Source organism: Planobispora longispora (assembly GCF_016863135.1).
In the GTDB taxonomy this organism is placed as follows: Bacteria; Actinomycetota; Actinomycetes; order Streptosporangiales; family Streptosporangiaceae; genus Planobispora; species Planobispora longispora.
The window spans coordinates 19,132-44,594 of record NZ_BOOH01000052.1 but is presented as its reverse complement, the minus strand read 5'-3'; the positions used below and the strand labels follow the sequence as shown (position 1 = coordinate 44,594).

The window sequence follows — 25,463 nt, the reverse complement described above, 5'->3', positions numbered from 1 at the left end:
GAGAAGACGACCTCCCGCGTAATGTCGCCCGCAACGTCCAGGTCAGTGCCGGACGCCGTCAGCGCATCGCCCCCTCACCTCCGCCGAAGCCCGCCACCTGCTGGAAGCCGCCCGCAGCTCCCGGCTGCACGCCCTGGTCATGCTGGCCCTGCGCACCGGCATGCACCGCGGCGAACTTCTCGACCTGCGCTAGACGGATGTGGACCTGACAGACGGCCCCCTGAGCATCCGCCAGACCCTCCAGTACATCCCCGGCGGGGCCGGACTCGCGCTCGCCCCCACTAAACTTTGCTTTTAACCCGGTGGCGGGTGGTTCTCGACGCGAGACGGCCACCGCGTGATGCTCCGAGTACGACCAAGTGCCCGGAGGTGTGCGGCGCCAGCCTCAGCATCGACATCGTCCGCCGCGATCCTGCCACCAGGGGATTCACCCCGCTGCCCCGGCGCTGGGTGGCCGAGACGTGTCAAGCACACTGCACTCATGGATTCGGTTTGGCCGGCGGGCTGTGGTTTCCGGTCCAGAGGCGGCGGCTGTACCAGCCGGGCGGACGAGTCCGGCGCTCCCGCAGTTCAGCGAGTTCTTGCTGGTCGGCATGGGCGATGAGTCGATGCGGCCAGTCGCTCTCCCTCCGCACCGTGATCCATCCCCGGTTGATCCAGGCGTAAAGGGTCGAGGTGGTCATGCACAGCTCGGCGGCCAGGTCTTTGAGCCACCACTCCTGCGGACCGGGCTCTTCGCCGGCAGGTGCGGGGCGGTGGCGATGAACCCGGCCTGCGGGGCAGCCAAGACGGCGCATGAGATCACGGACGGTGGTCGCGGTGATCCGCTTGCCGCTCTTGGCCGGCCGATAGCCCTCGGCTTCCAAGCGGTCGGCGATCCCACTGGCGCCGATGCCCTGGCCTGCCAGCTCCCGGATCCGACTGAGCAACTGGGAATAGCAAGACAGCTGCTCCAACCGCTGCACCGGACGGACGATCTCGCCGCAGGTGGTAGCGCCGCCCGCCCAGACGATGGTCACCTGCACGCGTTCACTGGTTCCGATTACCGCGACAACGACCTTGTCGATGACCGCGCGGACGATCTCCTTGCGGTCGGTGATCGTGGTCGTTGCCGCGTGCCATAGGCCGTTGATATCGCCGGCCAGCGCGGTGAGGCTCTGTCGCTCGGCCGCAGACAGCAGCCGCGGGCTGGTGCGGATGAAGCGGGCGTGTTCCTCGCGGAGTTTCTGCTGGTGAGTCAGAGCGCTCTCCCACTCTTTTTCCAGTTGGCGGACCACCAGCCGGTTTTCGGGTTCGGCCAGATGGTGGCGGCGCCGTGCCCGGTCGGCTTCGTATTGGGCCCGCTCCAGCCTCTGCGACCACAGCGTGTCCAACTCGGCCCGCTCGGCCATGACCTGGTCGGCCGCCCGCAGCGAGACCTCCACGGCCGCGGGGGCGAGCGCGGCCAGCACCTGCGCTTCGACGAAGGCGTCCACGCAGGCCGCGTTCAGCAGCTGGCAGGCCGTGGCCGCCCCGTAGTTGGTGACCTCCCGGCAGCACACGTACTCGGGCCGCGCCTTGCTGTGCCGGCTGTGGTAGCGCACGATCATGCGGCGCTGACAGCGTCCGCAAAAGACCACCCCGGCGGCCAGCGCGGGCCCACTCCGAACCGCGCCCATGGCCTCGGCGCAGGCCCGGTTGGCGGCGAGTTTCGCCTCGTTGGCCTCGAACTGGGCCACCGTGATGTAGGCGGGCAGCGCATCAGGGATCATCACCAGCCACTCATCCCTGCCTCGGACGACCCGGCCGGTAGCAGGTCGGGCGGGATCTTGGCGGCGTGGGTCGACCCGGCGACGGCCATAGGCATAGATCCCGGCGTAGGCAGGATTGTGCAACAGCGTCTGCAGCGTCATCCGGTTCGGCCTGCGCCACTCCAGCGTGCCTTTGTCCGGCCCCTCCCGCAACCGGATGCCCAGCTGGGCAGCGGGAAGGACAGCGCACCGCGCCGGGCCTTGTTGATCCGGCCACTCCACATCCGCTGTTTGATCAGGTGCAGCTCGGCCTCGCTCATGGTGCCCTTGAGCCCGAGCAGCAGCCGGTCGTTATAGTCGCCCGGGTCATAGATGCCGTCCAGGTCGGCCAGCACCGCGCCCGACAGCGCGCACAGCTCAATGAGCTGGTACCAGTCCTTGCCCGAACGGGCCAGCCGGGACATCTCAACGCCCAAGACGAGCCCGACGTGATCCAGGCCGATCTCGGTGACCAGCCGCTGAAACCCCCGCCGCGCCACCGCACTGGTCGCCGACATTCCCAAGTCATCATCGATGACCAGGATCCGCTCCGCCGCCCATCCCAGCGCGATGGCCCGCTCCACCAGCGCGTACTGCACCCGGGTCGATTCGGGGTGATTGGTCAGCTGCTGCCGCGTCGACTGCCGGATATACACCACCGCCAGGCGGTGCAGATGCCGATCGCTCACCTTGCCGGTGACCTTGTGCCAGGGCAGTAGCGCGGTCATGGCCGGCTCCACTCACCGGCCTTCGCGCTCATCGCGCCAGCGGCCAGTCTCGTCAACTGCTGCACTACCACCCGCCGGTTCGCCTCCGGCAAGCTCGCCCATACCTGGGCGCTCAGCGTCGTTTGCACTCTGCTCTGGGGCCGACGTCACGTTCCTGTTGCATGAGGACTTCTCCTCCTCACGGGCCCGGAGCCGCTCGACTACCGCAGCCAGCCGCCGCAGCCCTTCACGCCCGATTATCGGCCCTTGCTGCCTTTCCTGACCATCCATAGGTGCAGTGTGCTTGAGCGATGGAACGCACCCTCGGCCGGCTAATGCTCCATCGCCGTCTGGTCCGCGACTACGAAGCCCGTCCCGACCGCTCCGAAGCCATGATTCACATCGCCATGATCGACCTCATGAGCCGCCGCCTCACCGGCGAATCCACCCCCACCTGGCGCGGCACCTAAATCCAGGATCAGGCAGCATGAAACACCCTTAGACCGCCAGCCCGCCACGGGGCCGCGACTGTCTCATCAGCCGAGAACGCCTCGGCCTCCTGAATCTCCCCGGTTCACTGATCTTTAATTTGTGATGTTAAGCGATCATGTGGCCACGTCGGGTTGTCGTGGTACGCCCAGAGCATGCGGTACGCGCAAGGCGGCGGACTGACCGCCGCGCAACGAGCCAAGCGCGAACAGGTACAGCTGCGCGCGGCCGAACTGTTCGCCCGTGACTACAGCGATGCCCAGGTGGCCAAGGAACTGCGGGTCAGCCGGATGTCGGCCAACCGCTGGCGCCGCGCCTGGGCCTGCGGCGGGGATGCGGCGCTGGCCTCCAAGGGCCCGGCCTCGCTGCCGGTGCTGGATGAGGCGCGGTTCGCCCGGCTGGAGGCCGCGCTGCTGCGTGGCCCGGCCGCGCACGGCTGGAACGACCAGTACTGGACCCTGGCCCGCATCCGGAAGGTGATCGGCCGGATGTTCCACCTGAGCTACTCCCTGCCCGGGGTGTGGAAGCTGCTGCGGCGGCACGGCTGGTCGTGTCAGGTGCCGGCGCGCCGGGCCATCGAGCGCGATGAGAGCGCGATCGTGGTGTGGAAGACGGAGGTGTGGCCGGCCGTGGAAAGGCCGCGGCGGACCTGGATGCCTGGGTCTGCTTCGAAGACGAGTGCGGCCGGACGCTGAGAGCGCCGGTGGCCCGTACCTGGGCCCCGCGCGGGGTCACGCCGGTGGTGCACGTGCCGGGACGGCGCGCGGGCCGGATCTCGGTGGCCGCTCTGACCTGTTACCGGCCCGGACACCGATCCCGGCTGCTGTATCGGGTGCACGTCTATCGGCGGCGCAAGGATGAGAAGGCGAGCTTCACCTGGGCCGACTACCGCGACCTGGTCCTCCTGGCCCACCGGCAACTCGGTGCGCCGATCGTGCTGATCTGGGACAACCTGAATCGGCACACCTGCGCGGAGATGCGGGAGTTCGTCGCCGAGAGCGCCGACTGGCTGCGAGTCGTCCACCTTCCGGCGTATGCGCCCGATCTCAACCCGACAGAGGGCGTCTGGTCGCTGCTGAATCGCGGCGGGCTGGCCAACCTCGCGGCGACCGGCCTGGATGAGCTGGTGCGAGTGGTCAAGCGAGGACTGAAGAAGATCCAGTACCGGCCGCATCTGATCGACGGTTGCCTGACCGGGACCGGCCTGGCCCTCAAGCCACTGTAACTTCACACATTAAAACTCAGCAGTCTCCACGTTGGGAGAAGTGCGCCCACGAACTCACCGCCATCACCAAGACAAAATTCAAGCGGATACGGCATCGCCAGAGCTTTCTGGGCGGCTTCATCACTCAGGTCAACTTCGTTCTCGCACCACCATACCCCCACCTTTCAGTCTCAGGTGTGAGCTACATCAAACCGCAGATATAACTTAAAAGCCGTCACCGTGCAGTCGCAAGCACTTCGATATAAACAAGCGATTCCCCCTCAATGGGTATCTCAAGTTTTCTTAAGATCTCCGGATACTCTTCTAAGTAGTCCGGACTGAACGGACGCAAGGCCAGATGCGTGTGTTCCCATTTGACAGACTCCATCGACACAATCACTGGTCGATTCTCTGCAACAATCATCCATCCGCGGGCGACCAGGAGGCTGGCAGCCTTGTCGAGCGCTTCTCGCTCGTCTATAGCTCCGACACTGATCACCAATAAATTTTCTACCTGTGTTATGCCGTCGTCCTCATCTTCCCTGCTAGTCTCCGCCCGCAGCTCACCTATGCCGCGAATGCTGTCGAGAGCAGCGGGGAGCACTTGCAGCGTTGAGGACGTCGAGGGTGATGACATGCATCCCGAAACTACAAGAACCATTCCGAGGACGACGATAGCCATCCTACAAAAATAACCTAATTTGCCTATAAATAATATCTTTAATGACAATTATCCCAGCCGATGCTAATACAGTGCCAGTATTGCTCAACAGCGCCACCAGGGGCCCATAGTTCTTCCAGCTCCCTCCGACGCTTGATCCCAGGTGCTGGATTGGTGACATCGAGCGACCCGTCCTGGAAACCACTTTCTGCCCACGTCTGGAAATCTGAGATGTCGATCTTTGTATTTCCGCTACCGGGATTATGTACCGTCACTCCAGAGCATCCACAGTAGGCAATTGCGGCCTCTTTATCGTCTAGATAATGTTTGTATTTTTTACCATTAGCATCCTTTTTGTAAAACCAGACATTCTGCTTCAGGTGTGCCATCCAGGCAGCAGCCAGATGTATAGCCATGTTCGGGTCGAGCATTTTTTCCAGAACGTCTCCCAGTCTCGCCTTGCCCGGATCCCACTTATTAGTCTTACTTCCATAATGCTTCTGTAGCATCATTCGAGCCTTATAAAGCTCCAGTTGAGAGATGCCCACAGATGCCCCCCACCCCCCATTTTTCTTCTTCTTAGAATCACTGTAAACAGAGGCGAACGCCTCTCCTGCTATGCCATATTTTTTTATATGTTCATCATTACTTTCCCACATAATAACAGCTGCTAGAATATTTTTATTGATCCCGTGGTTAGAGGCGGCCCGCTTAATGGTGCGCCAGTACTTCAAAACATGCTTAAAGTAACTATAATTTTTGAACTTTACTAACGTTTTTGAATAAGAAACTTTATAGTAAGCGGCTCCACCCGCTGCTACTACAACCTTTTTCGGATCAAGGCTATTCAACCCTCCGACCGCCGTCCAGGTATAAGCTAACTCCCGCTCGCTCATTTCTGGACTCCAACGCTTAATGTAAGCCATTCGCACTTCTTCGGAGGTGTTCGAGTCCCAGTAGTTAGCCTGATCGACCTCCCTACCATTTTCCATGACGCCAATTCTTTTTGCCTCGTCTTCACCAAACAACGGAAATCTGGTCCAGTCGCCAAAGTTTTCGTTGTACCAGTCACGTTCCTCTTGAGTGACTGGATCCTTAAAATGCCCATCATAGTAGTGGTGTTCCCAGGCGTAATTCGGACCTACGGAGTTTATTGGCCTGCTCCACCTGGAAAGACGCCGCGTCATCTCGTAGTAATCGACGAGGTATCCATTCAAGTCGAACGATTGCCACCCCGCCTCTCTGCTTTGGGGGTCTCCGGTATAAGTTTCGACCGCGCTGTGCCCGCTGGGATCGGTGTTGCTGAGCGGATTGGCGTTGCCGTAGGTGTAACGGTTAGCCTGGACCGAAGGGTTCGGAGTGAGAGTCCAATTATCACGAGAGGCGAAGCTGCCAGTACTAGGCTGATACCAGCGGGCATGCATATTGACCTTGCCAGTATCTGGGTCGGTGTACTCGCCTTGATAGCCCAATAGGCGCTTGCTACCCGACGTGTGAGTGACCTGACCGAACGGATCATAAGCAATCGAGTCGGTCAACGCGGCACCGGAGAAGGTGCCGACAACATCGCCGTGCAGGTCACTAAGTACTCCCAGTGCCGGGTTGCCGCCCTCAGCCAAACCAAGTAGGCCCCCTAAGGGGTCACGACCATATTTGGCTTGGACCACGCCGCCACCATCAACGATGACACTGAGGTCGTTACTCAGCCCGGAGTAGGCGAACCGCTGCTGGGTGGTGCCCTTCGTGCGTGAGGTGAGTCGGCTTAGCGCATCATAGCCGTAAGAGGACTCCCCATCGGTGATGAGCCGGTCAAAGGCATCAAAGATCAGGTCCTTAGTAACACCCGCCTTGGTCTCGGTAGCGACCGTACCTCGGGGAGTGTAGGTGTAGTCAGTACCGCCACCCGACAGCAGGCGATTGCGCTCGTCATAGACGAAGCTCTGTTCCCCAGCCTTGATCCGATTTCCCGCCTCGTCCCAGACATAGCCGACCGTCTTACCGTCCGGATCGGTCCAGGAAGTCAATCTATCGGAGCGATCATAGCTGTAGATGTTACTTCCTCTGCCAGCGGTGCCCGAGGTTGTCTTAGCCGTGAGACGATCGTCCTTGTCCCACTCATAGACAATCTTCGCAAGTTCGTCACCACTGCTGCCAGTCAGGGTCTGAGTGGTGAGCCGGTCGAGAGCGTCGTAGGCAAAAGTCTGAGTGTTAGCCGGGTTGGCTGATGTCAAACTCGTGAGTCGGTTAGCCGTGTCATAGTTATACGTCCAATTCCGCCCTGTCACCGGGTCGTCAGCACTCTTGAGTCGATTGCCAGCATCCCAGGTGAAGTCCGCCGTTCCCGTGGGGTCGATGCGCTGAGTCAGGTTGCCCAGAGCGTCGTAGCTGTAGGCGGCAACCTGACTATTAGCCTTGGTCAGTTGCGTCAACAGACCGCGGTCGTTGTAGACCAGGCTGTAGTCACCGATCGAGCTGAGCCGACCGGTGGCGTCGTAGGCGAAGGTACGTGCAGAGGTGTTGATTGCCGCTCCAGTACCGGTCTGCTTGACCACTCGGTTCAGATGATCGAACTGCCGGTCGATACGGACGCCTCCTGGCTGAAGGGTGGTGATGTTATTGCCGACCACGTCATAGACCTGTGTCCAGGTACGCTCGGCAGCATTGGGGTGGGCGGCGGTAGGCGGCTCGCTCACCGACTCCACCAGTCCCAGGCTGTTATAGGTGGTCCAGGTGGTGTTGCCCCGACCATCGGTTAGTCGGGTGCGCGCTCCGCTGGCGTCGTAACCGAACGTAGTGGTAATCGACTTATCAGCGGAGATCGGCTCGATCAGCTTAGTCATCCGGCCCAGAGCATCGTATTCCTGCCTGGTGACATGGCCTTCGCCGGAAGTGTGACTGATCTGGTGGCCGGCTGCGTCATAGCCGAGGCCGACTGTGCGTAGCACAGTCCCAGAAGCGTCCAGATTTTTGGCACTAATCTGCCGCCCGGCTAGGTCGTAAGTGGCCTCAGCGGCATTGCCTAGCGCGTCGGTGGCTTTCACCGTCCGACCGAGCGCATCGTAGGTGGCTGTAGCAACATTACTGTTGGCATCGATAGTCGCGGTGATCTGTCCGGCCGCGTTGACCGTGTAGCTGGCGGTCTTATTACCGGGGGCGACGGCCTTGGTCAGATTACCCGCGGTGTCATAGGAAAAGGTGGTGGTGAAGGCAGCTGTTGTGGGTGTGCGTTCGATTACCGTCTGAGTGATCGTGCGGCCAAGGTCGTCATAGGTAGCCTCGGCCCGCGCACCGGTTGGGCCAACCGCCGCCAGTTGCTCGCCTAGTAGGTCGTATTCGACCGTATATATGCTGCCTGGGCCAGAGGCTCCAGGCTCGGTCATCCGCACCGGACGTCCCAGGGCGTCGTATTCGGTGGAGGTGACATAGCCGCGCGGGTCGGTGACCTTGATGATGCGGCCTGCGGCGTCATAGTTGTAACTGACCTTGGGTGTGGTGGTAGCGGTCAGAGTGCGGACTTGGTCAGCCGACAGGACCTTGTCGTAGGCGCGGACCTCATCGAGCGTGCCGCGGAAGGAGTGCTGATAGGCACCGTCGAACTTGGTGCGGCCGATCAACAACCCACCGGTGGCGTTCCAGTTGCTGGTGTAGTCGCTCTCGGCGACCAGTTCACCATCCTCATACAGCCGGAGCTTGCGGGCCTGGGCATCGTAGATACCGGTCAGGTGCGTCCAGACGCCGATCTTAGCCTCCTGCGAAGAGACCGCCTTGCTCTCACCGGAGCCAGTGGCATCAGCCGCATAAGCGGCAAGCCGCCACTTTTTGTCCCCAGAGGAATAAGCCAGTTTGAAGGCGCTGTTGACCGCCCCGTCCTGGCTGACGACCGCCGAGCTCACATCTCCCCGGGACAACTTGGCCCACGCGCTGACGGTATAGCTTTGATCAGTACGCAACACCGCAGCAGCGGTCAACGCATGCGTACCGGCATCGAAGGTGACCCCCCGGCCGATCTTGCCCTCACTCCAAGCAATCGAACCGGTCAACGTCGCCCCACGACCGTGCCCGGAACCGTCAGCCAACTCGGTGCCGGTGCCCTCCTCCATCTTCCACGAACCCACCTCTCCTCCAGCCGGATTAGAACCGGAACCAGCATCAAGGTCAGGGGCGCTATAGGAAGCCCCAGTGGTCGAGATCAGCTGACCCGCCCTATCAAAGGCCGAGGTAACGATGCGACCTTCGGCATCTACAATGTGTGTCTCTAAGCCTACGCTGTTATAGCCATGCTTGACGCTGGGCTGCCCAGTTATGGCGGTGCCGTGCTTTTCGATCGTCACCTGCGGCGAGATCATCTCCACCAGTCGGCCCAGGACGTCATAGCGCAGGGTGGTGGCGAAGTCCGCCTGGCTCGCGTCAGAGGTGTTTCCCCGAGGATCGATCTCCTCGACCAGAAGTCCACGCTCGTCATAGGTCCAGCTGGAAACCAGGTCAGCCTCACCATTCTCCACCGTCTGCCGGATCACCTGTCCCAGCGGGTTGTATGCATACTCGACCGCCTCAACCCGGTCGTTACCCGCACCGGTAAAGGTCTTCTTTGTGATGTTGCCAACCGCATCATATGCATAGGAGGTCTTGCGCTTGAGTGTCGCGGGATCGAAGGTCGTGGATGTCATCCAGCTGGCTGCGTCATAGGCGTTTTCAACGACGACCTGCCCGCCTCCGGTCACTCGGCGGGTCACATTGCCCGCCGCATCGTAAGTATTGGCCTGCAATACTACATCGGTGGCTGTGGTAGAGCCGTTCAGTCGCACATCGTCGGCGATGACCTGGGAGACCCGATTATCAGCGAAATAAGTGTATGAGGTCTTGCGGCCCATCGCATCAGCCTGGGTGGCCAAGCGTCCGCCGGGGTCGTAGGCGAAGGATTCAAGTATTACGTCCTGCGGTGCGTGCTGCGCCACCGGGCTGCCAGTCCAATTCTTCAGAGTGGTGGAGGCCAGTTCCCCGCGTTTGGTATAGGTGTAGGTAACCACCGTACCCATCGCATCGGTCGTCGAGGCGCGAGAACCCGTGACATCCCAGGTGGTGCGGATCACACTGCCCTCAGGGCCGGTCGCCGACTCTACCCGGCCAGCCACATCATAGGTATAAGTGATCGTCCGTTCGACATCCCCACCAGTCAGATCGATAATTGACTCGCTCAGCGTATTGCCGTCCGAATCGTAGGCATAGCGAGTCTGCGCGGTGTGAGTTACACCAGTAATCTCGTTCTTCACACCAGGCGCAGTGGTAGTTAGCACCTGCCCCAGCGCGTTGTAAGTAAAGCGAGTACTTACCCCGTCCGGATATGCGGTCGTGACCTCGGTACGAACCATCAAACGGCCCAATGCATCGTACTCGTACTTGACCTTCAGTCCGGACGGGGTGGTCTCCTCCGCCAGACCTCCGGCCACGGTATAACGGTAGCTGGTCTCATTGCCGTTAGAGTCTTTTACCGATGCGCGTAGCCCACCAGGAGTAATTCCTCCGCCGATTGCGGCCTCAGTACCATCGGTGTAAGTGTAGGTGGCCGATCGACCGGCGGGGAAGTCCGGAGTCGCTGGGGTAGTTATCTTGGCCACTTCGCCATGGTCGGTGTATTCCCACTGGGTCGCGTAGGTGTTGTCAGTGGCATTGACTGACCGTGCATCTCGGGCTGTGACCATTCGGTCGTTACGTGGATCAAAATCATCGGTACTGTTGCGGTAGAACGACCTGTGCTTGGTCTGACAGTTTCCCACCACTCGACAAGTTTTGACTGCGATGGTATTGCCTCGCGCGTCGTTGGCTACCTCGATGCTGTTGCCGTTCGGGTCAGTTCTCTTCGCCGGGAAGCCACCGGTGTCATAGTCGAATGCTGTGACCTTGCCCAATTGGTCTACCCGGTTCACGAGCCGGTAGCCACGCCAGGCGTCATACACATAGCTCAGCGTGCCATTCTTCGGATCGGTAACGGTCACCGTCGAAGTACCCGTGGCACGGTCGTACTGCGGTGCGCCGATCTTCCAGGTGCCGCCCTGGGCGTCGGTGTGGCTGACCACCCGCTCGCTACCCGCGTCATAGGCAGTACTCATCCAGACCCGGCCCGAGGGCAAAGTGATCGTCGCCATCTTGTGCGCTGCCTCGGTGCGCGCCGCGTGGTGGACCGCGACCTCGGTGGCGGTCAACGACTTGCCGTAGACGGCGATCTCATCGACCTGACCGCGGAAGGCAAAGTCCTGGCTACCACTTCCGGCCGGCAGGCCCGGCGCCGAACCTTGGGTGATGCTGCCCGCGCCAACCTCGGCATACGGCCGCCAGGTGCTCACCGCCTGGGTGAGCGTGCCGATCTGCTGGCCATCCAGATACAGCGCCTGCTGATCACCGGCGACCGTCAGCGTCACCTGGTGCCACTGGTTGTCATTGACCGCACCCGCAGAAGCCATCGGCGTACCGGTCGGCGCAAACGAGCCATACAGCTTGCCGTCGGTGCCGACATACAGCATCGGCCCGTTGAGCAGGGAGGCATCCGTTGCCGAAGCGGCCATCAGCACCCCCGCGCCGGCCGTTTTGAACCACAGCTGCACCGACGCGTGATCACCCACGTTGGCCAACGCATGATTGGGCAGGCGCACCGCCGCGCTGGTCAGCTCGATCGCAGTGTCGGGGGTGCCGGCCAGCGCGCCCGGCTTGCCATAGGCGATGCTTCCGCCGGTCTTGTTCACATAAGAGGCGTTGCCGGCGCCAGCGCCCAGGTCCACAGCGGCCGAGCTGTGGGCCTCGCCTAGCCGCCAATAGCCGTAGGGTTCGGCATCCAGCACGCTGCTGCGATACAGCGAGCCACTGCCGTAGGCATAGCGGGTGCAGTTCGGCGCCGCGATCGGCGCGCACACCGCCGTCAGCCGATCGCCTTCGTAGTGGTAGGTCCAAACGATCGCCTTGCCGTCCACCGGGTCGCTGGACACCGCGCTCACGTGCGCACCGGTCCACGTGAACGTCAGCGACCGGTCCCCGACGCCGACCGCTTTGTCCAGTTTGCCCTCGGCGTTGTAGGTCAGCTCCTGGGCCCGGCCCCGGGCATCGGTGATCTTCACCACCCGGCCCTGGGCATCGAACAGATACGAGGTGGCGGACTTGTCCATCAGCCGCCAGCCGCCCTCGGTCTGGGCCAAGGTGGCATACATGCCCGGCGGCGGCTGAAAGCTGCCATCGCCGTTGGCGGCAAAGCGCACCTGACGGCCGTCGGGATAGGTCACCAGCGCGGTCACCAAATCCCCGCGCACCTCCCGCACCAGCTTCATGTCCCAGCGCGTGGACCAGCCCGCGCCGAAGATGCCATCGGTGCGCACATCCAGGCTGTTGTAGGAACGCGTCACCGACAGCGGCGGACCGGCCACCGGCACCGACAGATCGGTGGCCGCGGTGGTGTAGTTGCCGGCCATCTGGTGAAACTCCTGGCCGTCGACCCCCCGGGCGGACAGCTGCGAGCCGATCACCGGCTGGCGCACCCCGGTGGTGAAGGACCGCTTGCTCGATGTCGTTGACATGCTGTTGGAGGTGTCGGTGGCGGTAACCTTCCACCAGTACTGCTTGCTCCAGACGAGCTTGCCAGCGGGTACCTTCCAGGCGGCATCCCTCCAGGTGCCCGGCGTCATCGTCTCAGATGTGGTACAGCCTGATCCGGTCATCGCTTCGCTGTCACAGACGGTGAACTGATAGCGCACCGCGATGCTGTAGGAGTCGTTGCTGTGTCCATAGGCCCGCAGTGTCGGGGTCCGGGTCTCCACCAGCGCCTGTTCTGCTGGCTGGCTGAGGCTTACCGACGGGGACTGGTGAGACCGACACGCTCCCCGGTCCAGCCATTGGCCAGACCACGAGTTCGGCATGTGGCCGGCCTGTGTGGAGATAGCGAGTGCTTCCCAGATCTGCCCGTTAAAGTAGACCTTGTCGCCATAGCGGTAGCTCCTGGTCGAGTCCCACCACGGGTAGTCATCACACCATTCGGTCAAGGACGCTAGAGCGGCACTAGCGCGCGCATCAGTCGCCTCCTGGCGCTGGATACGCCGCTCAAACGCCGCGGTCGTTACCGACAGCTTCGTCTTACTGGAGTCCTTTCCCGCCGCAGGCTGGCCAGGTGCGGCGGAAGCGCCCTCGTCTGGCGTCTTGGGCATCTCCTGAGATGCGGGGCGTTCTTCGGTGAAGCGCTCTTCCACCGGCAGGGCCTGCTTCGGCCGCGCAGCATCCTTCCCAGTGTCCTTCACCTCTACCGAGGTGGTCGTCGCGGCACTATCCACGAGCGAGACCAGCCCACGAGCCGAGCCAGTGAGCTGATCGGGAGTGTCCGGCGGTGCCAACACCTGAGTAGTCGATTTCATAGCGGCAGTCACCGGCTGTGAGTGAAGCATCAGCAAGCCGGGAGTCATGATCACACCAAGCACTGCCGTCATCCAGCGCCTACGGCCCGCCGAACGCGACCATGACACATTGCGGCGCATACGCCGTCACCCTCCGAACCAGCCAGCGCGACGGCCAACGCCTTCGCATCACCCCCACCGCCAGCCTGACGCGAAGGAGGTCAGGACCAGCATTCAGAAGTGATCAACACAGTAAACGATCAGAAGGTACACATGGCGTGACTGCACCACAAGATCTACATAAGTAACAAATAAGACATGTGTCGCGGGTACGGCAACCAGCGTTCCCGAACAACACCAGCGTCGTGATCATGTGCTGGCATCGAGGAGCAGCGGCCGTTGGGCCCGAAGAACCGGACTTCCCGACTGGTCACCGCACTCCTTCAGGTACGCCACTGGTGGCCCATCAGGGTAGGCGTTGCCTCCCGCTATCCGGCGCGGTCTACAACAAAGCTGCCCATGCCGGGCTCTGTACGGATGAGCCCATCCTGGCGCAGTGCGCGATGTACCTTCTGGCCGGTAGCCGTGGCGATGCCGTACATCTGCTGGAGTCTCAGCACTGACGGCACTTGATCACCAGGGGCGAGTTCTCCGCTTTCGATCTGCTCTTTGAGGATCTCGTACACCTGGACCCACCGAGGCACTCCAGGCTTCCATTCGCGCTCCTGATCAACCACACGAACACGCTAAGTGGGCTATACCTCACTAGGCGAGATATAACATGCCTGGCGAGCTATAGCATGGTGTACTACAGTGGCAGTCATGGTGAACCCCATGAGCGAGATCGACGAGCTTCATGGCCCCCATGCCGCGACTCGCCAAGCGAACGCCGACCGCATCGTCTGGCGTGAGGCAGACAGGCGCTTCGCCCGGATCCGCGTGACGCGGCATACCTGCGAATGCCGCGCGAGGATCTTTGAGCTCTGCGCAGCAGGTGGGCTCGGATGGATCCGCCTCACAGATCGACTGGGCGAGGGGAAAACCACCGTCCTTGAGACCGACGCGTTGCCGATGAGACAGGCCGAGGAACTGTGGTGGAAGGTCCTCTTTGGTCAAGCCAGGTAGCAAAGACTCCGGGCCGTGGCGAAAGCTGCGTCACCAGCGGCCACGGGCCGGTGGCGGTCTCGCGCTCTTCGCGGAGGGAAAGCGCGGGACCGCCAACCATGAACACTGTTCCACCGGACTTCGCTGCCATCGCAAACCGGTTGCGAGAGCGGATCGCGGCAGGACACTACAGTCCCGGCGACCTCATTCCATCCGAGTGGGCTCTATGTAGGGATTTTGGCGTCAGGCGTACCACCGTCCGACGTGCCCTTTCTCTCATCGAATCCGATGGGCTGGTCATCACGATTCCAGCCAGAGGCCGCGTAGTTAAAGGGAAATCGACGGCCATACTGCATCGCCATCAGCAGATCGCTCATGACTTGCGGGAACGGATCGAGCAAGGTGAATTTCCTCCCGGATCTCCTGTTCCCAGCGAGGCAGCGCTTCGGCGGCAGTATGGAGCATCCCGAAATACTGTGCGCCGCGCGCTATACAATCTTGAGCAAGAGAGGTTGGTCGTTGCGCGGCACGGCAGCGGTCGCTATGTCAGCTTCCCGGAGAGGCCGGAAAGGGATTCTAACGCTTCATAGAATTGACCAGGCCGCATCTCCTTCGCCACGGCGTAACTGCGCTACTCGTTCTTGAACCTCGTGCGCGGACCGTGAGCCAGGTGGGGATTTCCTTGCATTAGTGGTTATCATTCGCAGTTCACGGAGATCTCGCAGAACGGGATACCCATCGAAGTCGCGTATGTCACGACCATAGATCCTGCAGAACTCTCTATAGTCCTGCTCGGGATGGCTAAAACGGCGACTATGGATTTCGATGGTTATCAGATCCCACTCGGGATACCCGAGTGCGATACTGTCCCAGTCGCATAAAACAATTCCACTCTTCCCTATCAGGGCGTTGCCATGTTGAGGATCGCCGTGAATGAGGCGCGGAGTGGTTGAAAAATGAACCGACTCTAGGTCGACCTCCAGATCATTGCAGCGCCCTGAAAGGAATTCGTGGTCCTCGGGAGCGAGTAGCGTCTCAGCTTCAAGCGAGTAGCGAATTGCCGCCACTGCATCGAATGGCTCTAGAGCTATCGGAGGGGACTGCAATCCATGCAGAGCCAATAGCGGATCCGCCAACTCGTGGGTCCCTATCGGTCTACTCTGCGGAAGATAGGGCCAGATCGTAACGGCATGTCCATCGATGATGATTGGCTGTTCGATATCCATAAGAGGTAGTGTCGGAAATCCCATCCGAGTCAGCCATCTTGTGAGATCGACAGTCCGTTGAATCTCCTCAATGCTGTAGTCGGGGCGCGCGATCTTAATGATGGCAGGGTCAGAAGCGAGCCGATACACGGCGTTCGTTTGATGACGGAGAAGTGCGGCCTCCACCGGATCGAAGCCAACACGATCACAGACTCTCTTGAGTAGATTACTCGTGTTTTCCGGGGTGAACGAGTCGACGGCCAACATTCTTTGACTGCTGTCCACGGAGATCAATACTGCCTTTCTGATGTGGCGAGGAGCATCACTCGCCGGAATTCGGCAAGCTCCTGCGATGCGGTGACGTTGAGTGGAACCATCTGCTCAACGAGCTGCCGAACCCGTGCTGCAAGAATCGGTGTGCGGTGCTCAAGGTCCAGCGAAAGGCAGGAATCACATGCGAGCGAAACGGCATCTTGGATGTTTCCGCCGTGGGCTAGCAATTGCGCCTGGTCGAGACGAATAAACACGGGGTCTATGAGATTGACCGACTCTCCGTATATTTTGAGGGCCTGCTCTTGTATGCGATTTGCTCGGATCGTTTCTCCCAGGTTGGACAGCGTGCTTGACATATAGAACAGCAATCTGCGTTCACCGAATTTGAACGCTTCGTTGCTGTCTGGTTCACGCATGGACTCAACGAGGTTGCTAGCGCGCATGATTGCGGCCTCGGCTTCAGGCCCAGCCCCCAGCCGAGAAAGAGCCCTTGCTTCGGCGGCGAAGGCTAACGCTTCGGCTGCGCACGGAGTTCCGCCAACCAGCGATTGTGCCTCACGTGCGAGCCGAATAACATCCGACGGGCTGCCATAGTAGTAAGGCAGCATGGCTTCTTGAACACGCACCCTCGCTTGGAGCTTGCGATTTCCGCTGTCATCTGCTGCAACGCAAGCTGTGCCATACCATGCGTGCGCCTCTCCTATACGCCCCAGCTTCATGAGTGAATCGGCAGCTAGAGTCGCGAGGAGCGCTGCGATTTCGCATAGCCGCGCTTGAATCACTGTCGGCTGACGCTCGGCACACAGCCTTCGCACGTCACTGAAATCCATCAATACACCCGCTAGGGCACTCATCGGCGGGGTGGTCGTATATATCCGGATATGCGACTCAACTGTTTCTTCGATTCTTTCAAGCCGAGAGCGCGAGACCGTTCCCGCGGAAAGGGTGTCCTCCATTTCTCGCCGAATGGATTCAGCCATGCCGAGGAGTGAAAACCCGGATAGGGCTACGCCCGCCAACGTCTGGCCCAAGAGAACGCGACGCGTGATTTCTTCGCCCTGTTGGCTCGGAATATATCCGTCCAGAGTCAAGCCAGGCCCCGTCACCACAAGCGGCTGTGCCGGGGAAGCTTCATGAGCAGAATTGGGCCGGTCTTTCCCAAGCAGCATCTCGAACCGAAGTTTTGCGCTCTGCGGAGCCTTTTCAAGGGCGATGTCGAGGAGCTGCTGTATGTCCGGTCGTGGGCTTAGCTCCGGATTGTCGTGCCAGGAAGCGACTGTGCGAACGCCAATCCCAAGGTGACCGGCAAATGCCTCGTTGCTCATACGCAATGAAGCCTGAAGCGCACTTGCGCTCTTGCCTGTCCAGGCATCCATAACCTCAATCACTGGGCCCCCTCAGCGGTACCCGTCTCTGGGGTTGCAGGACCGATGCATCCTTCCTGCATCGGTCCTGCACTGCTCCTGCGCTGCCGCTGCATGGAATGTCCTGCCTAATCTCCGTTGAATTAGGTGTGCAAAGGAAAACACAGCCGGTCAGGTTCCACAGAAAGAAGGAAATCCGGCGACCGGGTTAAGCGCACTACTTCAAATGGAGAAATCATGACTTGTCGCGACTGGTTCACCATGCGACCCGCCCAGATGAGTAGACACCAAGAGCTTGACAAGCGTAACTCGGAGTCCCTCGACATGTCCCATCCTGTCGTGAATCCGTCTGACTACGTGATCACCGGAGTCCGGGCCACCGCTGAGCTCATGGATCAGTGCACTGACCTGCTCACCTGCTTCCTGAGCAGCGGGTTGATCACTGTGCTGAGCGCTGGTCTGCATGTGCTGGCAGACCTTCTCGAACACGGCACGGAGAGAACGGCTCTCTGGCCGACCGTCAACACGGAAGGAAGGTGATCTTTCATGCGAATTCCGCACGGACAGCAATTCACCGGTAGATGCGGATGCGGCGCGCTCGTCGAACGCAGAAGCCGTTGCTGCCGCAAATGCGCAGCACGGGGCCGCTGGAACCGCCGCAAGGCCCCCTACGACGTCGGCGAGGGGGACGCCGATTGGTAGCCGTCGTAGTCATAGTCGTCGCAAGCGTCCTGCTCGTCCCCCTCGTCATCGTCCTCGCGTCACTGGTGATGAAGCACGAGGACAAGCACGGCCGCCTGTACGGCGAGCCATCGGCCCTGGCACGGTTCAGCCGCCGCCTCATGGGCCTGTACCTCACCCTCCCCGACCGTGATCCCGACGACCTTCCCGCCCGCACGTCGGGCCATCGCGACACCACCGCAGCCCGTTGCGAGGGGAGGTGATCTCACATGATCTACAACGTACCCGTTGAGGCCCGTCGAAACCGACTGATCGCCGATCTCCGAGGATTGGCTGAGTTCTTGGAGCGCCATCCGGAGGTGCCCGTCCCCCGGTACGGATCGGTGCGGATGTCGGTCTACCCCCTCTATGACACCGACGCCACGACCGAGGCCGAAGCGATCATCGAAGTCGCGCGAATCGCCACCCTGCTGGGCGTCCCCCTCAGGGTCGAGCATGGGCATCACGTCGCACGCGCGGACTTCGGCACGGTCTGCTACGAAGCCATTCTGATCACACAGGCGGCACGAGACCGCCGCGCCGCACAGGACTCCTACCGCGACAACATCTCAACTGATCCACCAGTGGGGGCCTGAATGGATATCCCCCTAGTGATCACCATTCTCGCCGTCATGGCCTCGCTGGCCGCGCTGGTGCTGTTCGTGGTCCTGGTCTGGGGCATCCACGCCGACGACCGCAGCCGCGAACCCCACCAGGGTCCCCGTACCGAGGCCGAGCACCTGTCACGACGTCTGCTCATCTACGCCCGTCTTCGGGATCCTTCCGAGGACTCCATATCCGGATCAGAGCCCGACTACGACAGATGGAGGTGATGACCCATGACCGTCTCGGTTCCCTTGGTGGTGCTGCTCGGGCTGGCCGTGGTGCTGGCCGTGCGCTATCTGAAGCTGCGCCTGTGGATGGCGCTGATCTGTGCCGTGTTCGGCTACCTGCTGGCCGCAACCACCCTGGCCCCCGACATCGACCGCGCCCTACAGGCGTTCCTGGACTGGATCACCCCCGGTCCCTGACCTGTCCCCCGACCCGAAAGAGGTGATGCCTCAGTGCCCCACAGCCACCCGTACCCCGACCACGACCTTCAGGAGATCATCGACCGCAACCACACCGCCCGCCAACTCCTCACCGCCTTCGCCCACTCCACCGTCATCCTGAGCGACCTGTGGCACCTCATCACCGCCGCCATAGACGACACACCAGTCCTGGTCACCGAGATCGCCCGGCTCCGCGTGGAGATGGCCCGGATGCGACTCAGCCGAGCGAACCTCATCGCCGCCGCCCAAGCCACGCTGAGCGCCCACGCCGATGGGGAAGCCGACCCGCTGTTCTACCTACGCGATGAGCTGTCCGCCCAAAACGCGCGGACCCAACCCGCTAAGCACGCTCTTCGGGACGGTGGCTCGTGACACGGCACCCATCCGTCCCCGACGACGGCCCCGAGCGTCCCCCGGCAAGCCCGCTGGCAGGCTTCGCCTGGAGTGACCAGCACCCGGAATCCGATCAGGACAGCGACGCCGAAGTGATCAGCCTGGACGCCGGCCGCCGACCGGATGTCCCTGACCTCGACAACGACACCGAAGATGCCTTCTACGATCGAGAATCGGTCCCCGATACCCAACCGGTGCCCGGTCCGCCGGTCGATCGCCCGGACGATGACACCATACCCCCCGAGCGGTCGGCGACCGGTCGGGGACGTGCCCCGATCCTGCCCTCATGGATGCGCAGCCGTGCCGGAAGACGCGCCATGCTCGCGTGGTGGGTCAAGGACAGCGCCTATGTGATCGGCTACCACGCCGTTCGCCTGCCCAAGTACGCGGCCAAGGCCTTGATCTATGCGCCCGTTGGATTGTTCTCCGCAATCGCCCGCGTGCTGCGCTGGGCCAGTGCGGAGCAGGGCAACTGGGCGCTGCGGCAAGCCGCCGCCGATCGCAACGACCCGATGACCTGGCTCAAGCTCGACAAGCAGCGCGAGCGGCAATCGCGCTGGCGCTGGACAGTGCTGCTGCTAGCCGTCGTGGCGACCACAACCGCCGTGGCGGCCGTGGTCCTGGCCGATGTCACCGTGCCCGATTGGGTGCACTGGGCGCTGCTGGCCGTGCTGGTGCCGCTCCTGGCCCGGGCGGGACGTCCGGCCGACAAGCCGATCACTGATCGGGTCAGCCACGGGCCGCGCTATCGCAAGCTCACCGCGGAGTTGGTGCGGCGTGCCCTGCTCAGCATCGGGCATTCGGCGATCAATCAAGCCGTCGCCAAGGATCAGCACGCCATCAGCTTCCCCACCGACATCCACCGGGACGGCCCGGGGCATTTGGCCATCGTGGACCTGCCCTACGGCGTCGAAGCCGCCGACGTCGTGGCGCGACGCGGGCGGCTGGCCTCGGGCCTGCGGCTGCCGCTGGATCAGGTATGGCCCGAGGTCGCCCCAGGCCATCCGGGGCGGCTGGCGCTGTGGGTCGGCTATCAGCCGGCCGGCAAGATGACCCAACCGCCCTGGCCGCTGCTCAAGAGCGGCAACGTGGATGTGTTCACTTCCTTCCCGCTGTTCACCACGCCCCGCATGGAGATCGTCAACGCCATCCTGATCTTCCGGAACTGGCTGATCGGCGGCCAACCCGGCTCGGGTAAGACGAACCTGCTGCGCCTGCTGGTGCTGGCCGCCAGCCTCGACCCTCGCGCCGAGCTGCGGGGATATGAGTTCAAGGGCGTCGCCGACTTCCAGGTGGTCGAGCCGGTCTGCGCCGAGTATGGCAACGGCCAGGATGACGAGACCATCGGCAAGGCTGCCGCCCTGATCCGGTGGCTGTATCACAGCGAATGCAAGCAACGCGCCGCAAAGATCGCCCACTACCACGCCCTGGGCATGGCCCCGGAAAACAAGGTCACCCCGGAGCTAGCCGCCCGCAAAGGGTCGGGACTGCATCCGCTGGTGGTCTTCCTCAACGAAGCCCAAGAGCTGTTCCAGCACAAAGACCACGGCAGCGAAGCCGGGGAGCTGTGCGAAAAGGTGATCAAGCTCGGGCGCGCCCTGGGCGTGATTCTGCTGCTCGACACCCAGATCCCGGACAAAAACAGCCTGCCCCCGGGCATCACCCGCAACGTCAACACCCGCGTATGCATGTCGGTGCGCGATCACGTCGCCAACGACATGATCCTGGGCACCGGGATGCACCAGGCGGGCTATCGCGCCACCGTCTTCGAGCCGGGTGATGACAGCGGTCCGGGCGATGCCGGGTGGGGCATCGTCGTCGGGGTGGGCAAGCCCGGCGCCCGCCGCAGCTTCGAAGTCAACGCCGACCAGGCCAAACAGGTGATCGCACGAGCGATCGAGATGCGGGTCGCGGCGGGCACCATGCCCCAACCCGACACCCAGACCCGGCCCGAACCACCCGCCTACGACCTGCTATCCGACCTCGCGCACGTCTGGCCCGCCGGCCACGACGCGGTATGGAACGAGACGCTGTGCGCGCGACTGGCCGAACTCCGGCCAGCGATCTACGACGGCTGGCAGTCCGAACAACTCACCAGCGCCCTCAAGCCCCACGGCGTCAAAGTCCGCGACATCAGCCGCCGCCGAGACGGCAAACAACGCACCAGACGCGGGATCCGCCTGGCCGATCTCACCACCGCAATCGCCCAGCGTGACCGAAAGGGACGCGCCGACTGACCCGCACGGCCGCTACCGGTAGCAGTCACCCCTGCTACCGGTAGCAACCCCGCTAGCACCCTCAAATACGCCACGACCAGGCCGGTAGCAGGTAGCAACCTGACCGCCGGCCACCCCGAAAACCCACTCAGGAGGTGATTCTTTGACCCTGGACACGCTCGCTACAACCGCCGCGATCACGGTCCCGACCCTGCTCACCCTGCGTTACCTCTACCTCTGCTACGCCCGCCCGTTCCGCGAGCACCGCCGCTGCAAGGGCACTGGTCGTATCCCCTACCTATTCGGCCGTGGCTGGCGCTTCTGCCCGCGCTGCAACGGCACCGGTCTACGCCTTCGTATCGGCCGCCGCCTGTGGAACCACGCCCGCCGACTCCACCGCGACGGCAGCCATTGACGTGTCCTGCGGCACGGAAAAGTACCGCACAAATGCAGCACTAGTTCACTTTCCAAGCCATGAACTTCACGACGCATTGGAAAGGAGGTGAGGCCCAACGACGAAGCATAAGCCGACCGAACGCGAAACGACTCCCAGCAAGGAACAGTGCTGGGAGGAATTCTGGAAAGTAGCAGCATATGTGCTGGTCAACATCGAAAACAGGCGAAGCCAAGGCCATAGCCAACCGGAATCTAGTTAAGATCTCAAAAGGTCCCCGACTGGAAGAGTTCAATCAGTCGGGGACCTTTTGAGATCTTATTCCCATGGGTCCGGCATCCATCGTGGGACTACATTAACCTTACTGAGCTTTCGTTTCTCCGTTCCCGCCCTAACCTCGATACGCCTGACTACCTTGGATAGCAATTCCCGCTTCTCAGAGGGTGTCGCATTATCCCAGAGGTCAGCGAGCGTGGTGAAGATATCCCGATAGTCCGTCGTATCGATCTCGTTGACCCTCTTTCGTGCTGCTCTCAACGTGAGGTCCGCCCTTTCGAGATCACGATCGATCTCGGCTTTCTTCTTTAGGTAGTCCCCCTTATCGTACGACTCATCATCGGTATAGACATCAAGGAGGCGTGTACGCTTCCTCTTCAGCCGCGCGACTTCTGCTTCACAGGCAGCAAGGTTGGTGGTTGCCTTTTGTGCGGCGCGAATACGATCTGCATCTTCTTCGATGGTGTCGCCACCTTGAGCGTTCTCGACAACCCATTCGCGCATGATTTTTTCGAGGCGATCGTCCATGATGCTGGCCCCTGGACAGGACTTGTTCTGCAATCGGGTACGGCAGCGCCAATGTGGACCATTTCTGCCGCCTCCCGTTGTACGGCGCATTCGCTTCTTGCACTGAGGGCAGTACACGAGCCCAGAAAAGGAGTGCTTTGGAGACCGGAGTCGCGGAGCGGTTTCTGCACTGGCTAGCCGCTTTTCCCGGTACTTTTCCCATAGCTCCATGGAAATAATTGGCTCGTGCACCCCCATACGCCACACGTCATACGCTGCAAGCGTGTTGCCGTTCCCACCTGGATTTGATTTCTCGCGGATTAGCCCTGCCGCGAATCCCGTATCCATGAGTCTTCCCAGGGATATATTGGTGAACAGATTACCTCGTCCCGTCCGGTGGCCGTTTGCGTTGAGCATCTGCGTGAGACTCCGCATCGACTCCCCCGCCTCGACGTAACGCTTGTAGCAATCAGCAAGGGCATCAGCCGATACGGGATCCGGCTGATACCCCGCACCCCTGCTGTACGTATAGCCGAAACGGAATTGCCCATTGTGCGGCAACCCCATTCTCCGCCTGCGCTCGTGCGCTTCTTTCCAGTTCTCGCCTATCTGGTTTGACTGGAGTTCGGCGATTGCGAGCATTTGATCCCGGCTGAACTTACCCACACTGGTGGTCGTATCGAAGTCTTCCGTTACAGCTATGACCTCGCCGCCCGCCTGTTCGACTTCAGCGAGATACAGTCTTGATTGCAGAAGATTTCTTCCCCATCGAGACCATTTCCATAGAAGGACAACGTTCCACCGTCCCTCTATGATGCCCTTAACGATGTAGTCCACCGAGCGGCGAGCAAAATCGCGTCCTGACAGGTCGAGATCTTCGACCCGTTCCACGATGCGGATGCCGTTGCGTTCGGCGTAGGTGTCCTGCTCATGCGCCTGAAGCTCTGGACTGATCATCTCCTCGCGCTTGGTCGAGACACGGGTGTAGCCGACTGCGACGCGGGGCGCTTCACCGTTGCGCTTGGGGGGCATAGCCTCTGACCTCCCGTGTTGGATGGTGGCTTTTACATCACACTACGAGCGTGCTCTCCAGGCCGTTCAGGTGCTGGCCGACCGCCGCATACGTCCCGTCGGTGGCGCCGCCCACCCAGCGGCCCGGCGGCCGGGTGTCGCCCCACCCCTCGCCCGCGCCGTCGGCCAGCCGCCTGGTGGAGACGGTCGTGCCCGGCAGGCGGTAGGGGTCGACGGTGGGCCAGAAGCAGTCGGAGTACTGGTCGCCGTGGCCCCGGCCCCACCAGTAGAGCATCCCCGAGCCGGTGTGCCAGCCCCGCAGGTTCTCGCCGTTGCCGTGCTCGTAGTGGCCGATCCGGTCCGAGGCCATGCTGAGCGCCGCGCACCAGCCCGGCCCGCGATGGACGGCGCGGGCGCTCATGGCGGTCAGCCGGTGCCCGGCGGGCTCGTCGGCCGCCGGGATCGCGTCGTCGTCCAGGACCGCGGCGAGGCGCGCGTGGAATCCCAGGTCGTCGCGCTCGGCTGTGGCGAGCATGGACCGGTGGGCATCCCGCAGCGCCCACCCCTTGACCATGCTCTGCCAGCGGGCCCGCTCGGCGGCCGAGGCCGCCTGCCCCAGCAGCAGGATCGCGGCGGCGATCATGTGCCCCCTGCGGTGGTCCCCGTACGGCTCCCTGCCGACCGCGCGGCCGCTGACGAGGTCCATGCAGAAGCCGTCGTGGATGAACGGCGCGAACGACCGCTCGACCATGTCGAAGACGATCTGCCGGTCCGGATCGGTGATCTCCCACGGCGAGCCGCGCAGCACCGCGAACATCGTCGCGAGGCCGGACAGCAGCGTCCCCCCGTAGGTGCCCTGGTAGGGGACGAACGTGTGCTGGACGAAGGAGCCGTCCCGGTAGAACCCGTCGCCCTCGGAGACGTGGCGGAAGACCGGGGAGAGCGCCGAGACGGCCAGCGCGGCCTTGGCGGGGTCGGACCCGAGGATGGCGCGCAGCAGCGTCACGGTGCACAGGTCGACGCGGTTGGCCGCCGTGCTGGTGCCGCTGTAGTCGTCCAGGCGGTGCTCGGGGACGAAGTGGTCCACCGCGTTCAGCAGCGCCGTGCGCCGCCGCTCCGTCAGGTGCGGGCCGATCAGCAGGGCCGCGTCGAGGAGCTGCCTGGGGGCGCCGATCTGCCAGTTCCACCAGTTGCCCGCCGGGTCCGCGCCCGCGGCGTACACCCGCCGGTAGTGGTCGATGCCGGTCGCGACGGCTCCGGCCAGGTCAGCGTCACCGGTCAGGCCGGTTCCCGGCAGGACGTACGCCCGCGCCATGGCCCGCAGCCTGGCCGGGGTGGCCCGGAGCGAGGGGAACGGGAGGCCGGGCCAGAGCGATCCCTCGCCCGGCGCCATGGCCCGCCGGTACCGGGCCGCCAGCTCCCCCAGCTCCGCCAGGCGGGTCCGGTACGGCTCGGCCGCCGCGTCGAACCCCGCCCCCGCCGGCATCTCCCGCCAACGGCGGCGCAGCGAGGCGAAGGCGCCCTCCTCCCCCGGCGACCTCTCCCCCGCCGGCCGCTCCCCCGGCGTCCACGGGGCGTCCGCCGAGATCAGCGCTCCGACCGCGGCGACGCCGCCGAGCTGGAGGATGAATCGCCTGGAACAGCCGGTCACCGATCAATTGTCACGTGCCGGTCGCCATGGGGGAACGCCCGCCCCGCCTCAGGAGGAGCCGGCCGGCGCGCGAGACGCCGTCGGACGTGACGATGGCCGTT

At 62.5% G+C, this 25,463-nt stretch carries 19 protein-coding genes and 1 pseudogene; 11 read left to right on the top strand and 9 right to left on the bottom strand.

Translation table 11 applies throughout. The features are described from left to right. Positions 1 to 479: 479 nt before the first annotated feature. On the bottom strand, positions 480 to 1,892 hold the full coding sequence (locus tag Plo01_RS30995) for a recombinase family protein (protein WP_203894280.1): 1,413 nt from the start codon (positions 1,890 to 1,892) through the stop codon (positions 480 to 482). After that, positions 1,889 to 2,497, bottom strand: coding sequence for a recombinase family protein (locus tag Plo01_RS30990; protein ID WP_203894279.1), 609 nt, complete (start codon positions 2,495 to 2,497; stop codon positions 1,889 to 1,891). The genes Plo01_RS30995 and Plo01_RS30990 overlap by 4 nt, the downstream gene beginning before the upstream one ends. A 290-nt stretch (positions 2,498 to 2,787) precedes the next feature. On the opposite strand from Plo01_RS30990, the pseudogene Plo01_RS30985 reads away from it, so the two are divergent. Together Plo01_RS30985 and Plo01_RS41515 are read left to right on the top strand one after the other, a co-directional pair. Then, positions 2,788 to 2,946, top strand: a pseudogene (locus Plo01_RS30985) (IS5/IS1182 family transposase); the annotation flags it as partial. Positions 2,947 to 3,120: 174 nt separating this feature from the next. After that, positions 3,121 to 4,190, top strand: a protein-coding gene (locus tag Plo01_RS41515) for an IS630 family transposase (RefSeq protein WP_444980770.1) whose coding sequence is annotated in 2 segments (ribosomal slippage) — positions 3,121 to 3,619 and positions 3,619 to 4,190 — 1,071 coding nt in all. Because the reading frame shifts where the segments join, the coding sequence is not laid out codon by codon here. Between the two features lie 214 nt (positions 4,191 to 4,404). On the opposite strand, the gene Plo01_RS30970 is transcribed toward Plo01_RS41515, so the two are convergent. The 3 genes from Plo01_RS30970 to Plo01_RS30960 all read right to left on the bottom strand — a co-directional run bounded on the left by Plo01_RS30970 (position 4,405) and on the right by Plo01_RS30960 (position 13,933). Beyond that, entirely contained in the window at positions 4,405 to 4,851 is a 447-nt protein-coding gene (locus Plo01_RS30970; RefSeq protein WP_203894275.1) for a hypothetical protein, read from the bottom strand. A gap of 38 nt (positions 4,852 to 4,889) precedes the next feature. Beyond that, on the bottom strand, positions 4,890 to 13,337 hold the full coding sequence (locus Plo01_RS30965; RefSeq protein ID WP_203894274.1) for a LamG-like jellyroll fold domain-containing protein: 8,448 nt from the start codon (positions 13,335 to 13,337) through the stop codon (positions 4,890 to 4,892). 347 nt (positions 13,338 to 13,684) lie between these two features. Continuing rightward, complete coding sequence (locus Plo01_RS30960; RefSeq protein ID WP_239317405.1) at positions 13,685 to 13,933, bottom strand: GntR family transcriptional regulator; 249 nt, start codon at positions 13,931 to 13,933, stop codon at positions 13,685 to 13,687. Positions 13,934 to 14,030: 97 nt separating this feature from the next. Here Plo01_RS30960 and Plo01_RS30955 point away from each other — a divergent pair, with 97 nt between their 5' ends. Together Plo01_RS30955 and Plo01_RS30950 are read left to right on the top strand one after the other, a co-directional pair. Next, positions 14,031 to 14,321: a hypothetical protein gene (locus Plo01_RS30955; protein WP_203894273.1), complete on the top strand. Its 291-nt coding sequence runs from the start codon at positions 14,031 to 14,033 to the stop codon at positions 14,319 to 14,321. 98 nt (positions 14,322 to 14,419) lie between these two features. Then, positions 14,420 to 14,890 carry a GntR family transcriptional regulator gene (locus tag Plo01_RS30950; RefSeq protein ID WP_203894272.1) on the top strand — a complete coding sequence of 157 codons (471 nt, stop codon included), beginning with the start codon at positions 14,420 to 14,422 and terminating at the stop codon, positions 14,888 to 14,890. Here Plo01_RS30950 and Plo01_RS30945 read toward each other — a convergent pair. Both Plo01_RS30945 and Plo01_RS30940 read right to left on the bottom strand, forming a co-directional pair. After that, positions 14,885 to 15,790: a phosphotransferase family protein gene (locus Plo01_RS30945; RefSeq protein WP_203894271.1), complete on the bottom strand. Its 906-nt coding sequence runs from the start codon at positions 15,788 to 15,790 to the stop codon at positions 14,885 to 14,887. The genes Plo01_RS30950 and Plo01_RS30945 overlap by 6 nt on opposite strands. A 5-nt stretch (positions 15,791 to 15,795) precedes the next feature. Then, complete coding sequence (locus Plo01_RS30940; protein WP_203894270.1) at positions 15,796 to 17,166, bottom strand: NsdA family TPR-like regulatory protein; 1,371 nt, start codon at positions 17,164 to 17,166, stop codon at positions 15,796 to 15,798. A 671-nt stretch (positions 17,167 to 17,837) separates the two neighbouring features. Between Plo01_RS30940 and Plo01_RS30935 the strand changes: the two genes are divergently transcribed. The 7 genes from Plo01_RS30935 to Plo01_RS30905 all read left to right on the top strand — a co-directional run bounded on the left by Plo01_RS30935 (position 17,838) and on the right by Plo01_RS30905 (position 21,938). Beyond that, complete coding sequence (locus tag Plo01_RS30935) at positions 17,838 to 18,086, top strand: hypothetical protein (RefSeq protein WP_203894269.1); 249 nt, start codon at positions 17,838 to 17,840, stop codon at positions 18,084 to 18,086. Positions 18,087 to 18,092: 6 nt separating this feature from the next. After that, positions 18,093 to 18,458, top strand: a complete 366-nt coding sequence (locus Plo01_RS30930; RefSeq protein ID WP_203894268.1) for a hypothetical protein — start codon at positions 18,093 to 18,095, stop codon at positions 18,456 to 18,458. Then, positions 18,459 to 18,695: a hypothetical protein gene (locus Plo01_RS30925; protein ID WP_203894267.1), complete on the top strand. Its 237-nt coding sequence runs from the start codon at positions 18,459 to 18,461 to the stop codon at positions 18,693 to 18,695. A gap of 6 nt (positions 18,696 to 18,701) precedes the next feature. Then, positions 18,702 to 18,893, top strand: a complete 192-nt coding sequence (locus tag Plo01_RS30920; protein WP_203894266.1) for a hypothetical protein — start codon at positions 18,702 to 18,704, stop codon at positions 18,891 to 18,893. 33 nt (positions 18,894 to 18,926) lie between these two features. Continuing rightward, positions 18,927 to 19,286, top strand: coding sequence for a hypothetical protein (locus Plo01_RS30915; RefSeq protein ID WP_203894265.1), 360 nt, complete (start codon positions 18,927 to 18,929; stop codon positions 19,284 to 19,286). Beyond that, a complete protein-coding gene (locus Plo01_RS30910; protein WP_203894264.1) occupies positions 19,283 to 21,544 on the top strand; it encodes a P-loop NTPase family protein in 2,262 nt (753 codons plus the stop codon). The genes Plo01_RS30915 and Plo01_RS30910 overlap by 4 nt, the downstream gene beginning before the upstream one ends. A gap of 142 nt (positions 21,545 to 21,686) precedes the next feature. Further along, positions 21,687 to 21,938 (top strand): hypothetical protein, encoded by a 252-nt coding sequence (locus Plo01_RS30905; RefSeq protein ID WP_203894263.1) that lies wholly within the window; start codon positions 21,687 to 21,689, stop codon positions 21,936 to 21,938. Positions 21,939 to 22,235: 297 nt separating this feature from the next. On the opposite strand, the gene Plo01_RS30900 is transcribed toward Plo01_RS30905, so the two are convergent. After that, positions 22,236 to 23,732, bottom strand: coding sequence for a recombinase family protein (locus Plo01_RS30900; RefSeq protein ID WP_203894262.1), 1,497 nt, complete (start codon positions 23,730 to 23,732; stop codon positions 22,236 to 22,238). 37 nt (positions 23,733 to 23,769) lie between these two features. Then, on the bottom strand, positions 23,770 to 25,362 hold the full coding sequence (locus tag Plo01_RS30895) for a polysaccharide lyase 8 family protein (protein WP_275415441.1): 1,593 nt from the start codon (positions 25,360 to 25,362) through the stop codon (positions 23,770 to 23,772). Positions 25,363 to 25,463: the final 101 nt, after the last annotated feature.